Genomic DNA, 12,225 nt, shown 5'->3' on the forward strand with positions numbered 1-12,225 from the left:
AGCCGCACCTAGAGTGTTGGCTATGGCTATCGCACGCTTTCCTGTCGTTGTTCTCGACTGCCCCGACCCGAAAATACTCGCGGAGTTCTATGCCGCCCTGCTCGACTGGAAGATCGAAGAGGGCGAGGACTGGTGGTCCGTCAAAGCCGATCACGGCGATGCCCTGAGTTTCCAGAAGGTGGACTCCTACAGGCCGCCGCAATGGCCGGGCCAGGAGGTACCGCAGCAGATGCACCTCGACGTTGTGGTGGACGACCTCGACACAGCCGAAACAGAGGTCCTCAAACTTGGCGCGACCAAGCACGAACATCAGCCCGGAACCACTTTCCGGGTGTTCCTTGACCCGGCCGGCCACCCATTCTGCCTCTGCCTGAGCTGACTTCTACAGTTGCCGGGGGCGCAATGAATTCAAGGGACCGCACCCCCGCTCGCTAAGATTGCAGGCATGACTTCGAACGTGACTGCGGTCAGCTATGGCCTGAATGTGACCCCTACCGGGCTGGAGCAGCTGCGTTCCGTCCTCACTGCCCGTGGCGCCAAGGTGCTTTCGGAAAACAGCCTCGGTGACGAGCGCTACGGGGTCCATGTGGCTGAGCTGGAGCTTCCCGATGCCACCGCCGCAGGCCTCGCCGGGCTGCGCCGTGCGGTGGCCGAGGCCTCGATCAGCGGATTCGATATTGCCCTGGTCCCGAACGGCCTCCGTACAGCTGAACGCAAGCTCCTGATCATGGACGTTGATTCCACCCTGATCCAGCAGGAGGTCATCGAACTCCTCGCCGCTTACGCCGGCAAGCGCGAGGAGGTGGCCGCTGTGACCGAAGCCGCCATGCGCGGGGAACTGGACTTCACCCAAAGCCTCCACGCCCGGGTGCAGGTGCTCGCCGGGCTGCCGGCCGACGTCGTCCAGTCCGTCCGTGAGGAAGTGAAACTCAGCGAAGGGGCAGCTGTCCTCGTGGCGGCCTTCAAGGCGGCAGGTCACGTGGTGGCCGTGGTGTCCGGCGGATTCAACCAGATCCTGGAACCCATTGCGGCCGAGCTGGGCCTGGACCATTGGCAGGCGAACGAACTGGAGATCGTGGACGGAGCCCTGACAGGCAAAGTGCTCGGTGCCGTGGTGGACCGCGCAGCGAAGGAAAAGTACCTGCGCGAATGGGCGGCCGCCGAAGGCATCGCCCTGGAGCACACGGTGGCCGTCGGCGATGGCGCGAACGACCTGGACATGCTCGGCGCGGCCGGCATCGGCGTCGCATTCAATGCCAAACCCGCGGTGCGCGCCGTCGCCGATGCCGCAATCAACATGCCGTACCTGGACGCCGTCCGCCACGTCGCCGGAGTCTGATTTTTCCTAGTGCCTTAACCGCGAGATGACAGTTCGCGGCAGTGTCCAGAAGGAACATTGCCGCGAACTGTCATCTCGCGTTGTGTGAAGCCTAGCTTGCGGGCTGGGCGCCCTTGCCGAAGTAGTCGGCACCGCCGGCGTATTCGGTGTGGCCGGATTCGACGTCGGCCGTGACCATGCTGGCTACTACCTCCGCGAACTCCTCCACCGAGTACAGCTTGCCGGCTTCAGCCCGCCGCGCCTCGATAGCGCCAGGGGTGGAGCGGTCCAGCAGCGTTGCGGTGACGGTGCCTTCGATCATGTCGCCGGAGACCACCACCAGGGAGATGCCCTTTTCCGCCAGGTGCGGGATGAGATCGCGCAGGGCGTCCTCTCCGGCGCGCTTGCTGCGGGCCACGGGCTCGTAGGCCTCCATGGTGGGCACCGTGTTGATGAAGTGGGCCTGGTGGCTGGTGACGAACACCACGCGGGAGCCTTCCCTCATCAGCGGCACGGCGGCGTTGAGCATGTTGACCTGCGCATCGCGGTTCAGCTTGAGGGCGTAGTCCTCACCCATGCCGGTTTCCATGCCGCCGGAGGCGTTGAGCACCAGGATGTCCAGGGACCCGAAGTTCTCCATGGCGGCGGAGGCCAACGCCTGCACGCCTTCCTGGGTGGTGAGGTCCGCACCTACGGCAACGGCGCGGCCGCCGGCAGCTTCGATCCCCTGCACCACCTTGTTGGCGCGCGGAGCCTTCTGGCGGTAGTTGACCACCACGGCGGCACCCTGGCCGGCGAGGTTCTTGGCTACGTCAGCGCCGATGCCGCGTGATGATCCGGTGACGATGGCGGTCTTGTTGTCGAGCAGTCCCATACGAGCTCCCTTTGTTCGAAACGTCTAAATCGCTGATGGTCTGCTGTCCATCATGCCAGCGGGTGTTGGTGATTCGCTTGTGTGACCCCCACAAAGAAGCACCCCGCACCTAGTGTGCTGAAAGGGTCAGTGGCCCATTCCCAGGCCGCCGTCAACGGGAATGACGGCGCCGGAGATGTAGGCTGCCTCGTCGCTGGAGATCCAGCGGACCACATTGGCTACTTCGCTGGCCTCGGCAAAACGGCCGGCGGGGATGCTGGACAGGTAGTCCTTCTGGGTGGCTTCGGGGAGCTCTGCTGTCATGTCCGTGTTGATGAAGCCGGGGGCCACCACATTGGCGGTGATGCCGCGTGAGCCCAGCTCGCGGGTCAGGGAACGGGCAATTCCCACCAGGCCCGCCTTGGAAGCGGAGTAGTTGATCTGCCCGGGGGCGCCGTACAGGCCGGACACGGAGGAGATCAGGACAACGCGGCCCTTGCGGAGGCGGATCATGCCCTTCGAAGCCCGCTTAATGACGCGGAAGGCGCCGGTGAGGTTGGTATCGATGACTGAGGTGAAGTCGTCTTCGCTCATGCGCAGCAGCAGGGTGTCCTTGGTGATGCCGGCGTTGGCCACCAGCACCTCCACTGGACCGTGGGCAGCTTCCACCTCTTTGAAGGCCGCGTCCACGGAGGCCTCATCGGTGACGTCGGCCTTGACGCCCAGGATCCCCTCGGGGAGCTTTGATTCGCTGCGGTAGGTCACGGCCACTTTGTCGCCATTGGCGAGAAACGCCTCGGCAATCGCAAGTCCGATCCCGCGGTTTCCGCCCGTGACAAGGACGCTGCGGGGGGCGGTGGCTGCTTCAGTCATGTAAAGGCTCCGGAATTCTGCGGCACGGTGCACCGCGGTGGAAGGGGGTGATTTGGCTGACTTTGATCTTAGCGCCCCGCCCCGGCAAGGGTTTGGGCGCCACTGCCGATGGTGAGAGAATTGATGCAAGCCTTTGGAGCGTGATCAGCCACCGTGACCCTTGAAAACCATGCGGGACAATCGGCGCCCGGAGAACCCGGGCGGTTCTCCGGCGATTCCGAAGTCCACAGCATCACCGAGGCCGCGGGGGCGCACTCGGAGGACATGCACCAGCGCATGGTCAAGTACGCGCTGGCTATGGGCATCCGCATGGTGTGCCTGATCATGATCTTCGTGGTGGATGGCTGGTTTAAGATTGTGATGGTTGCCGGAGCGGTCTTCCTGCCGTGGATTGCGGTGGTCATTGCGAACGGCAACGACAAGGCTGAGGGGCACAGCGACCTGCTGCTGGATTCCGCGCCGCTTGCCGAAATAGAAAGCCCGCCGGCGCCCACTGCCGAAGACGGGCATGGCAGCGAGGTACTGCAGGGCGAGCTCATTAACGACGACGACGAAACACCGACTGAGCAGGAGCGGAGGGCATCATGAGTATTTTCGACTTCGCTGCGGGAACCGATCCCACAATGGGTGAATCTGCCGCTGTCTGCTCCCGGAAGGCATGCCGGTCCCAGGCCTCGTGGCAGCTCCTGTGGAACAACCCGAAGATCCACACCCCCGAGCGCCGCAAGACCTGGCTTGCGTGTGGAGACCACCGCGAGTGGCTTGAGGATTACCTTCAAACACGCGGCCTGTGGAAGGAAACTGTGCCGCTCGAGGACGGCCGGGTATCCGGTGCCCTGGTGCAGGACAGCTGAATGTACCGGTTCCTCTTTTCCAGCAAATGGCTGGGTTATCTCCTGCTGGCCGCAATCTTCGCCTCCGCCTGTGTCTTCCTGGGCCGCTGGCAGATGGACCGCCGCGCCGAAACCCTGGCAGAAATCAACCGCGTGGTGACCAACTACTCGGCAACGCCTGTCCCCTTCACGGATGTCCGCGAAGAGTTCAGTCAGCTGGACCCTGCCCGGGAGTGGACGCAGGTTGAGCTGAAAGGCTCATACCTTGTGGACGGGCAGCGCATCGTCCGGAACCGGCCGTTGAACGGCCAGCCCGGCTACGAAGTGGTGGTCCCGTTCCGGCTGCGGACAGGCGAAACTGTGGTCATCGACCGCGGATGGCTCCCCATCGGCAACAACAATCCCGGCAGCCCCGATTCAGTGCCGGCACCTCCCCCAGGTGACGTGACCGCCGTCGTGCGGTTGAAGCATCCTGAGCCTGAACTGCAGCGCGGCGCCCCGCAGGGGCAGCTGGCGTCCATTGACCTCGCGGCCTACTCCGCGCAGCTCGGCTATCCCCTGCTGACGGGTGCCTACGGGCAGCTCGCCTCCGAGACTCCCCCGGCGGCCGAGATGCCCATGGCGTTCCCGAAGCCTTCCACCGAGGAAGGCACGCACCTTTCCTACTCACTCCAGTGGTTCGCCTTCGGCGTGCTGATGTTCGTCGGCTTCGGTTACGCCGCCCGCCAGCAGGCGCGCAACGCCGCCATTGACGCCGAGGACGACGACGAGTCCCCCGAGGGTGCCCTGCACTCCGCTGCCGCGGCAGCCCGCCGTCGTCCGTCCCCGCCCCGGAAGCGGAAGAAGGCCACCGCCGAAGAAGAGGAAGACGCACTCCTGGACGCGCAGGGGTTCTGAGGCGCGGGTTCCGTACCTTGTGGGGTCCGGGTCCGGACCGCCACTGGAGCTAACCGCTCCACCTTGGTAGCTTCAACGCATGGCCATCAAACTTGAGAACGTCGGTATCGCGGTTCGCGACCTCGAAGCAGCCATCGCCTTTTTCACCGACCTCGGGCTCACGGTGGTGGGCCGCGACACGGTCAGCGGCGAGTGGACCGACACCGCCGTCGGACTGGATGGCAACCACGCCAGGATTGCGATGCTCCAGACCCCGGACGGCCATGGCCAGCTGGAGCTCTTCGAATACATCCATCCCCAGGCGATTGAAGTGGAGCCAACCCGTCCCAATGACATCGGCATGCACCGCGTGGCCTTCTCCGTGGACGACATCGACGACGCCCTTGAGATAGCCGCCAAGCATGGGTGCCATCCGCTGCGCGGCGTGGCCACCTACGGCGACATCTATAAACTCACATACCTCCGGGGTCCCAGCGGAATCCTGGTGATGCTCGCGGAGAAACTCAAGAAAGACTGATGCCCACAGCGCCACTGCGGTCGTTGGCGCCTAAGCCAGCGTGATCAGGTCCAGGTAGTCTTCGTTCCAGTGGTCCTCGACGCCGTCGGGCAGCAGGACCACGCGCTCCGGGTTGAGTGCCTCCACCGCCCCTTCATCGTGGCTGACCAGGACGACGGCGCCGCTGTAGTTCTTGAGGGCGCCCAGGATCTCGGCACGGCTGGCTGGGTCCAGGTTGTTGGTGGGCTCGTCCAGGAGCAGCACGTTTGCGCTGGAAGCGACGATGGTGGCGAGGGCGAGGCGGGTCTTCTCACCGCCGGAGAGGACACCGGCGGGCTTGTCCACGTCGTCGCCGGAGAACAGGAACGAGCCCAGGATGCCGCGGACTTCGGCGTCCTTCATGTCCGGGGCCGCCGAACGCATGTTTTCCAGAACCGTACGGTCAACGTCGAGTGTCTCGTGTTCCTGGGCGTAGTAGCCCACCTTCAGGCCGTGCCCGGCAATGACGTCACCCGTGTCAGGTGTGTCCACGCCTGCCAGCATGCGCAGCAGGGTGGTCTTGCCGGCGCCGTTGAGGCCAAGGATAACCACCTTGGAGCCGCGGTCGATGGCGAGGTCCACATCCGTGAAAATCTCGAGCGAACCGTAGGACTTGCTGAGCCCTTCGGCAGTCAGCGGGGTCTTGCCGCACGGCGACGGATCCGGGAAGCGCAGTGCTGCCACGCGGTCCTGCTCGCGGACGGCTTCAAGACCGCTCAGGAGGCGCTCGGCACGCTTGGCCATGTTCTGTGCGGCGACTGCCTTGGTGGCCTTGGCACGCATCTTGTTGGCCTGGTCCATCAGGACCTGGGCCTTCTTTTCGGCGTTGGCACGTTCACGCTTGCGGGCGCGCTCGTCGGTTTCGCGCTGGGTGAGGTAGCGCTTCCAGTCCATGTTGTAGAAGTCGATCTGCGCGCGGTTGGCGTCAAGCAGGAAGACCTTGTTAACGGTGGCTTCGAGCAGTTCCGTGTCGTGGCTGATGACGATCAGTCCGCCCTGATGGTTTTTCAGGAAGTCCCGCAGCCAGGCGATGGAATCGGCGTCGAGGTGGTTGGTGGGCTCGTCCAGGAGCATGGTCTCGGCATCCGAGTACAGAATCCGGGCCAACTCCACACGGCGGCGCTGGCCACCGGACAGGGTCTTGAGGGGCTGGTTCAAGAGGCGGTCCGGCAGTGCGAGGTTGGAGCAGATCGCGGCGGCCTCGGCCTCGGCGGCATATCCTCCGGCCGCCAGGAACTCGGACTCGAGCCGGTCGTAGCGGTTCATGGCCTTGCGCTGGACCGCTGCGTCCTCGCTGGCCATTTCATCGTGGGCCTGGCGGAGTTTTCCGACGGCGATGTCCAGGCCGCGGACTGACAGGATTCTGTCGCGTGCCAACTGTTCCATATCCGGTGTGCGCGGGTCCTGGGGCAGGTAGCCGATCTCACCGCTGCGGGTCACCTTGCCGGCAGCGGGCAGCCCCTCCCCAGCAAGAACCCGGGTGAGGGTGGTTTTGCCGGCACCGTTGCGGCCCACCAGGCCGATCTTGTCTCCCTTGTCGATGCGGAAGCTCACCTGGTCCATCAGGAGCCGGGCGCCGGCACGCAGTTCAAGATCCTGGACAGTAATCACAGCAGGTAAAGCCTTTCACAGCAGGGATTAGCCGCAGCCCAAAGCATCTGTGGCGGGCGTGGGCGGCAATGGCCGACAGAACGGCCCATCCAAGTCTACCGGTGAACGGCCCATATACCGGTACTTGGAGACTGGCCTCACGAAAGGAACACCCGGATCCGGAAGATGACCTTTGCCGCCTCGTGAAAGCGTCCGGAGGCATGCAACGCTGGTTGCATGCATTTGGAGGTGTTGCCCACGCTCACGATTCCGGCGTCCGAACTCGGCTGGCGGTTTTCGCGTGCGTCCGGACCCGGCGGGCAGCACGTCAACACCACAGACACCCGCGTCGAGCTCTCGTGGAACGTCAGCGCCTCGTTGGCGGTTTCCGAAAGCCAGCGGCTGATCCTGCTTTCGCGTCTCGGTCAACGCCTGGTGGACGGGGTGATCACCGTGACTGCGTCCGAGGAGCGCTCCCAGCTGCGCAATCGTGAGATTGCCATGGTGAAGCTTGCCGATGTTGTGGCAGGAGCCCTTGCACCGCCTGCGCCCGAACGCCGGGCAACCAAACCAACCCGTGGCTCGGCCCGCCGTCGCCTCTCAGCCAAGAAGCAGCGGTCAACAACGAAGCAGCAACGGAGGCGGCCCCGAGCAGAATAGGCGCCGGCTTGGCCTGATCGACAAATACCGGTACATCCACCCGGTGGTGCTGGGTCGTGGACGGCTGCTGCCTGCCGATTATGATGCTCAAATGGGGGAAAGTTCACGCAGGAAAAAGTCCGGGCGGCAGCGGCAGATATATGTTGAGATCCGAATTCGAGCTCCCTTGGAGCGGGTTTGGAAGCTGAGCCAGGACACATCCATGCATTCCGCCTGGGATTTGCGGTTTTCCCGGATCATTCCCGTATCGGAAAACGAGCAGGGAGTTCAGAATTTCCGGTATGAGTTCCGCCTTCCGTTCCATACTATTCACGGAACCGGAATATCTTTAGGGCACCGGTTCCGGCCGGACGGGCAAGCCACCTCGGCACTGAAATTCAATACTGCTGACGTGTTATCGCCGATTGGGCCCGGTTCCGGATATTGGCGGTATATCCCCAGTGAGGACGGACTCCGCTTCATCACGGGCTACAACTATTCGCCGGGGATGGGCCCAGCCGGAAAAGTGATGGATTCCTGGCTGTTCCGCCCCGCGTTGGGTTGGGCGACAGCCATGAGTTTTGACCGGTTGAGGATGTGGGCGGAAAGCGGGCTTCATCCCAGAGACTCCGGGACCCGGTGGTTCCTGGATGCCGCTGTCAGGGCAGTGGGTGCCGTCGCCGCCTGGTTGGTGCTGCGACGCGCGGTGGAGCAGGGGCACGTAGCCGCCGCGTTCACAGGCGTGGCAGTTGCCGGTGCCGCCTGGCTCCTTCCGGCACACCCAACGGTGCCCAGGGCCGGGAGATGTCTGCGGAATCCTCCGGACCTGCCGTCCGGGCGTGCCCCTTCCGCCCTCGCCGGCCTGGACGCGCCGCCGGTCGCGGATCCCAGCTTGTCAGGAAGAGGTTGCTGATGGCGTCGATATTTGAGCGGGCACTGGGGGAAGACTTCCATAGGCTGCACCCGATGCTGCAGAAGCGCTTCGGCGTCGACATTGCGGCGGGCTACGCCTGTGTAGGCCGCGGTGTGTTTTCTGACGTGCGCCGCGGGGCATGGTGGACCGTCCCGTTCCTGAAGTTGGGGGCCTACCGCAATATCCTGTTTCCGGACCAGGGCAACCACATCCCCTTCACGATCGAGAACTACCCGTATACGGATGGATTCGGCCGCCCCACCGTGACGTTCGTCAGGTCACTGGAACTGCCCGGGTCCAAGAGGAGGCGATTCGACGCCACCATGGTGCACAGCGAAGCCAGGGGTGGAGTCGTTGACTACCTGGGCACCCACCAGCACTTGGCAACTGACCTCGTCCTGGAGGTTCTGGCCGACGGTTCCCTCCACCTGCAAACAGGGGTTCAGCGATTCTACGAGGGCTTCGCCGCATTCGAGTTTCCTGCCGCACTCACTGGCACGGCCGACTTGTATGAGAACTTCGACGATTCCCGGGGCGTGTACACAATCCAGATGCAGGTGCGGAACCCGCTCCTTGGATTCCTTTTCGGATACCGCGGCGAGTTCACCTGCACCTTTCCCGCCCTCTCCGCCGGAGGAGCCCCCGAGCACCTGAAGCCAGTGCGGGAAGAAAGCCGTGAATAGGCCGTGGGCTTAACCGGGGTGGGCGACTTCCGCGGCTTGGAAGAATATAGGCATGGAATTCAACCGGCTGCTGCAGATCCGGCGCATCTATGCGCAGCCAGCCGCGCTGGAGCTTCCCCGGGGCAAGGAGATCATCGAACGCTGGCCTGATGCCGAGGTGGTGCCGGTTGAGAACCACTGGAACATCCCGGAGGTACATGGAGATGAAACGAACGTGCCACGGTGGTCCCGGATTAAAACTGAGGCGCTGGTCCTGGGGGTCAAGAAGGCGCTGACGGTCAAACCTAATGGCAGGTCCGCCGACTTTATCGCGCCCTCAACCGCGAACGGTTGCGCCATGGCCTGCGCCTACTGCTACGTCCCCCGCCACAAGGGTTACAGCAACCCCGTGACGGTGTTTGCGAACATCGACCAGATTGCCGGCACCCTTGAACGGCATGCCACCCGCCAGGGCATAAAGCTCGAGCCCAACCAGTGTGACGCTGAGCTCTGGGTCTATGACATCGGTGAAAACAGCGATTGCTCCGTGGACGCGCTTCTCAGTGACAACGTGCAGGATCTAGTCACGCTCTTCAGGGACCTGCCCACCGCCAAGCTGTCCTTTGCCACCAAGTACGTGAACCCGGCGATGCTGGACTGGGACCACGGCCGGCACACCAGGATCCGTTTCTCCCTGATGCCCGCTGACCTGGCGAAATCGCTTGACGTCCGGACCTCTCCGGTGGCCGAACGCATGGCAGCCATCAATGATTTCGTTGATGCCGGATATGAAGTGCATGTGAACTTCTCGCCCGTTGTCATTACCGACACCTGGCTCAAGGATTGGGAGGGGCTGCTGCGCCAACTCGACGCCACCCTGACGCCCGCTGCGAAGGCCCAGCTCGCGGCAGAGGTGATCTTCCTGACGCACAACGAGCGCCTGCATGAGGTCAATCTGGGGTGGCATCCGCAGGCCGAGCAGGTGCTGTGGCGGCCGGACCTGCAGGAATCCAAGGTCTCCGCCAACGGCTTCACCAATGTCCGTTACCGTTCAGGAACGAAAGCCCGTTACGTCCGGCAACTGACCGCACTCATTGAGGAAATCGCCCCTTACTGCCGCGTCCGCTACGCCTTCTGAAACTCAGAGGTTAGCGGCGCCGTCGTAACGGCTTCACCTGCAGGTTCGACCCCAGCATGCGCGGAAGCAGGCATCGCCGACTGGCGGACGCTTGAAGGCGGTCCCGTTCGAGCCCTATCCTGCACGGGAGGCAGCAGGGTGTTCCGGCCTTGCCCTGGGGAGGATTTGGAATGAATCTACTGAGCCAGATTTTCGCAGGGATAACTGCCTTGGCCCTGATCGCCGTCGGCCCGCTGGAGATTTTCTTTCATGGCGATCGCCGCTTCTACAGGATTTTTTTGGTCAAACCTGAAGATGTCGCAGCCGTCCGCATGTGGGCCATGAACGTTGGCGCCTACAACATCGCCTTCGGGCTGGGCATCGTTACAGGTCTGTGGATGCTGAACTTTGCCGGCAATGCTGCTGGCGGGTCAGCAATCGTGATCTTCTGCTGCGCCAGCCACTTCCTCCTCGGCATCTGGCTGTGGATCACGGAGAAGCGCCTCCTGGCCAGCGCCATCGGGCAATCTCTTGGTCCCGGCCTGGCACTTCTGTTTTACGCTCTCTACCGGTGAAGCGAGGCCCCTGCCCTGGTGGCTCTGCCTAAAAATCTTTCCCGGGCAGTCCTGCACGCCGCGGTAAACTGGACCATCATGATCGGTGCCCGTACCCGACTTCTGGCCTGGCTCATAGTCCTGGCGGGCTTCATCGCGGGCTGTACACCCACTGTTGGCCTTGACGCCGCAGCGACGGAACAGCCGACGGCGGCCGCCACGGCGACTGCCCCGGCGACTGCCCCAGCCACCGAAACCGCCGTCGCCCCTCAGCAGATCCCCACAACCGACGCCCCGGCGCCGGTTGCCGTCCCCCAGCCGTTTGCCCTCAACCTCTACCAGGAGGGCGACTTCGTTCCGCAGTACACCTTCGACTGGTGTGTTGCAGCGAGCATCCAGATGGCGCATAACCTCGTCGACGACACAGGGGGTGGGAGCTGGACTGACTCCGGCCAGCAGGGTGAGCTGTGGGAGATGGCCCGGGCACATTCATCCAACTCGTTCAACGGAGCCAATCCGTTCGGTTGGGCGCAGGTCCTCACCGAGGTGGGGATGGGGCCATACTCCGTGGTCAGCATTCCCGACTACGGGGACGCCCTGCAGACCGCGGCGCGGGCGATGACGGAGACGGGCCGGCCCGTTGGGCTCGTTATGTGGAGCGGCCGCCACGCCTGGGTGATGAGTGGGTTCGAGTCGGTCGGCGATCCGGCCCAGTTCCCGGAGTTCTCGGTCACCGGCGTCCGCGTACTGGATCCCCTCTATCCCTATGGCAGCGGGCAATGGGGGCCATCGCCCGAACCCAACAGCCTGCTCACTCCCGAGCAGCTGGCCACGCAGTTTGTGGTCCGCGAGCCGCGGCGGTGGAGCAGCGAACTCCCGGCCGGCTATCTGCTGGTATTGCCCCAGGGCCAGGGCTGAACTACCCTTTCGCGATCAGGGACAGTCCGCGTTTCCGATTGGCCGTCGGGCAGCTCCTGGACACCGGATGTTCAATGCTCAGGCCCGGGTATATCCTTCACGCATGAACGAGCATGCGGTTCCCCGCGAGGTCGGCGGTTATCTGTTTGAGTTCAGAGGAAAGCGGCCCCTGCGTGATACAGCGCGATGGGCCGCCGGTGTCTGTCTGTCCGGCGCCGGGGTGGCAATCGTGATCATAGGGATCGCCTCCCAGTCTTTGCTGTCCGTGCCCCTTGGAATTGCGGCAGCGGTTCTCGGCGCTCTGGTGCTCCTAGTGCATGCATTCAGCGCGAACAAAGCCAGGCCCTCCAATGCTCCTGCCCAGGCGGGAAAGCACCGTGTCATGAAAGCAGGCAAAGTGAGGGAGAAAGAATCGGTGGCGTCCCAGCTTGCCCTCATAGCAAACCTCTACTCGCAGGGTGCTCTTACCCGGGAAGAGTTTGTGGCGGCCAAACGCCGGACACTCGATATCTGAGCCAAGGCT

The 12,225-nt window shown here is 63.7% G+C and carries 15 protein-coding genes; 12 read left to right on the plus strand and 3 right to left on the minus strand.

Translation table 11 applies throughout. From position 1 onward, the window contains the following. Positions 1-22 precede the first annotated feature (22 nt). Positions 23-379 carry a VOC family protein gene (locus FNL14_RS07225; RefSeq protein ID WP_091418822.1) on the plus strand — a complete coding sequence of 119 codons (357 nt, stop codon included), beginning with the start codon at positions 23-25 and terminating at the stop codon, positions 377-379. A 66-nt stretch (positions 380-445) separates the two neighbouring features. Next, positions 446-1,339, plus strand: coding sequence for a phosphoserine phosphatase SerB (gene serB / locus FNL14_RS07230; protein ID WP_142058870.1), 894 nt, complete (start codon positions 446-448; stop codon positions 1,337-1,339). 91 nt (positions 1,340-1,430) lie between these two features. Here the strand turns inward: serB and FNL14_RS07235 are convergent, their stop codons facing one another. Beyond that, positions 1,431-2,192, minus strand: coding sequence for an SDR family oxidoreductase (locus FNL14_RS07235; RefSeq protein WP_142058872.1), 762 nt, complete (start codon positions 2,190-2,192; stop codon positions 1,431-1,433). 126 nt (positions 2,193-2,318) lie between these two features. Further along, the gene (locus FNL14_RS07240) at positions 2,319-3,044 is read right to left on the minus strand and encodes a beta-ketoacyl-ACP reductase (RefSeq protein ID WP_091418809.1); all 726 of its coding nucleotides are present in this window, start codon (positions 3,042-3,044) and stop codon (positions 2,319-2,321) included. A gap of 153 nt (positions 3,045-3,197) precedes the next feature. Between FNL14_RS07240 and FNL14_RS07245 the strand changes: the two genes are divergently transcribed. From FNL14_RS07245 to FNL14_RS07260, 4 genes are all read left to right on the plus strand, one after another. After that, a complete protein-coding gene (locus tag FNL14_RS07245) occupies positions 3,198-3,632 on the plus strand; it encodes a DUF3099 domain-containing protein (protein ID WP_091418808.1) in 435 nt (144 codons plus the stop codon). Next, a complete protein-coding gene (locus FNL14_RS07250) occupies positions 3,629-3,898 on the plus strand; it encodes a hypothetical protein (protein WP_142058874.1) in 270 nt (89 codons plus the stop codon). The genes FNL14_RS07245 and FNL14_RS07250 overlap by 4 nt, the downstream gene beginning before the upstream one ends. Further along, entirely contained in the window at positions 3,899-4,774 is an 876-nt protein-coding gene (locus FNL14_RS07255; RefSeq protein ID WP_142058876.1) for an SURF1 family protein, read from the plus strand. 79 nt (positions 4,775-4,853) lie between these two features. Further along, a complete protein-coding gene (locus tag FNL14_RS07260; RefSeq protein ID WP_142058878.1) occupies positions 4,854-5,291 on the plus strand; it encodes a VOC family protein in 438 nt (145 codons plus the stop codon). Between the two features lie 30 nt (positions 5,292-5,321). Here the strand turns inward: FNL14_RS07260 and FNL14_RS07265 are convergent, their stop codons facing one another. Continuing rightward, positions 5,322-6,920: an ABC-F family ATP-binding cassette domain-containing protein gene (locus FNL14_RS07265; RefSeq protein ID WP_091418804.1), complete on the minus strand. Its 1,599-nt coding sequence runs from the start codon at positions 6,918-6,920 to the stop codon at positions 5,322-5,324. A 216-nt stretch (positions 6,921-7,136) separates the two neighbouring features. On the opposite strand from FNL14_RS07265, the gene arfB reads away from it, so the two are divergent. The 6 genes from arfB to FNL14_RS07300 all read left to right on the plus strand — a co-directional run bounded on the left by arfB (position 7,137) and on the right by FNL14_RS07300 (position 12,216). Beyond that, complete coding sequence (gene arfB, locus FNL14_RS07270) at positions 7,137-7,559, plus strand: alternative ribosome rescue aminoacyl-tRNA hydrolase ArfB (protein WP_142058880.1); 423 nt, start codon at positions 7,137-7,139, stop codon at positions 7,557-7,559. Positions 7,560-8,450: 891 nt separating this feature from the next. Further along, positions 8,451-9,134 (plus strand): DUF4166 domain-containing protein, encoded by a 684-nt coding sequence (locus FNL14_RS07280; RefSeq protein WP_142058883.1) that lies wholly within the window; start codon positions 8,451-8,453, stop codon positions 9,132-9,134. A 52-nt stretch (positions 9,135-9,186) separates the two neighbouring features. After that, positions 9,187-10,251, plus strand: coding sequence for a spore photoproduct lyase family protein (locus FNL14_RS07285; protein WP_142058885.1), 1,065 nt, complete (start codon positions 9,187-9,189; stop codon positions 10,249-10,251). Between the two features lie 209 nt (positions 10,252-10,460). Continuing rightward, the gene (locus FNL14_RS07290) at positions 10,461-10,805 is read left to right on the plus strand and encodes a DUF1304 family protein (RefSeq protein ID WP_255470735.1); all 345 of its coding nucleotides are present in this window, start codon (positions 10,461-10,463) and stop codon (positions 10,803-10,805) included. A gap of 78 nt (positions 10,806-10,883) precedes the next feature. Continuing rightward, positions 10,884-11,702 carry a hypothetical protein gene (locus FNL14_RS07295; protein WP_142058941.1) on the plus strand — a complete coding sequence of 273 codons (819 nt, stop codon included), beginning with the start codon at positions 10,884-10,886 and terminating at the stop codon, positions 11,700-11,702. Positions 11,703-11,805: 103 nt separating this feature from the next. After that, on the plus strand, positions 11,806-12,216 hold the full coding sequence (locus FNL14_RS07300; RefSeq protein ID WP_142058887.1) for a hypothetical protein: 411 nt from the start codon (positions 11,806-11,808) through the stop codon (positions 12,214-12,216). The last annotated feature ends 9 nt before the right edge of the window (positions 12,217-12,225 follow it).

This window comes from Pseudarthrobacter sp. B4EP4b, assembly GCF_006680095.1.
Lineage (GTDB): Bacteria > Actinomycetota > Actinomycetes > Actinomycetales > Micrococcaceae > Arthrobacter.

Excerpts from the sequence above, each read along its gene's own strand:
- FNL14_RS07250 (WP_142058874.1), top strand. The coding sequence starts at position 3,629 with ATGAGTATTTTCGACTTCGCTGCGGGAACCGATCCCACAATGGGTGAA.
- FNL14_RS07300 (WP_142058887.1), top strand. The coding sequence starts at position 11,806 with ATGAACGAGCATGCGGTTCCCCGCGAGGTCGGCGGTTATCTGTTTGAG.
- FNL14_RS07280 (WP_142058883.1), top strand. The coding sequence starts at position 8,451 with ATGGCGTCGATATTTGAGCGGGCACTGGGGGAAGACTTCCATAGGCTG.
- FNL14_RS07235 (WP_142058872.1), bottom strand. The coding sequence starts at position 2,192 with ATGGGACTGCTCGACAACAAGACCGCCATCGTCACCGGATCATCACGC.
- FNL14_RS07240 (WP_091418809.1), bottom strand. The coding sequence starts at position 3,044 with ATGACTGAAGCAGCCACCGCCCCCCGCAGCGTCCTTGTCACGGGCGGA.
- FNL14_RS07260 (WP_142058878.1), top strand. The coding sequence starts at position 4,854 with ATGGCCATCAAACTTGAGAACGTCGGTATCGCGGTTCGCGACCTCGAA.
- FNL14_RS07255 (WP_142058876.1), top strand. The coding sequence starts at position 3,899 with ATGTACCGGTTCCTCTTTTCCAGCAAATGGCTGGGTTATCTCCTGCTG.
- serB (WP_142058870.1), top strand. The coding sequence starts at position 446 with ATGACTTCGAACGTGACTGCGGTCAGCTATGGCCTGAATGTGACCCCT.
- FNL14_RS07295 (WP_142058941.1), top strand. The coding sequence starts at position 10,884 with ATGATCGGTGCCCGTACCCGACTTCTGGCCTGGCTCATAGTCCTGGCG.
- FNL14_RS07225 (WP_091418822.1), top strand. The coding sequence starts at position 23 with ATGGCTATCGCACGCTTTCCTGTCGTTGTTCTCGACTGCCCCGACCCG.
- arfB (WP_142058880.1), top strand. The coding sequence starts at position 7,137 with ATGCATTTGGAGGTGTTGCCCACGCTCACGATTCCGGCGTCCGAACTC.
- FNL14_RS07285 (WP_142058885.1), top strand. The coding sequence starts at position 9,187 with ATGGAATTCAACCGGCTGCTGCAGATCCGGCGCATCTATGCGCAGCCA.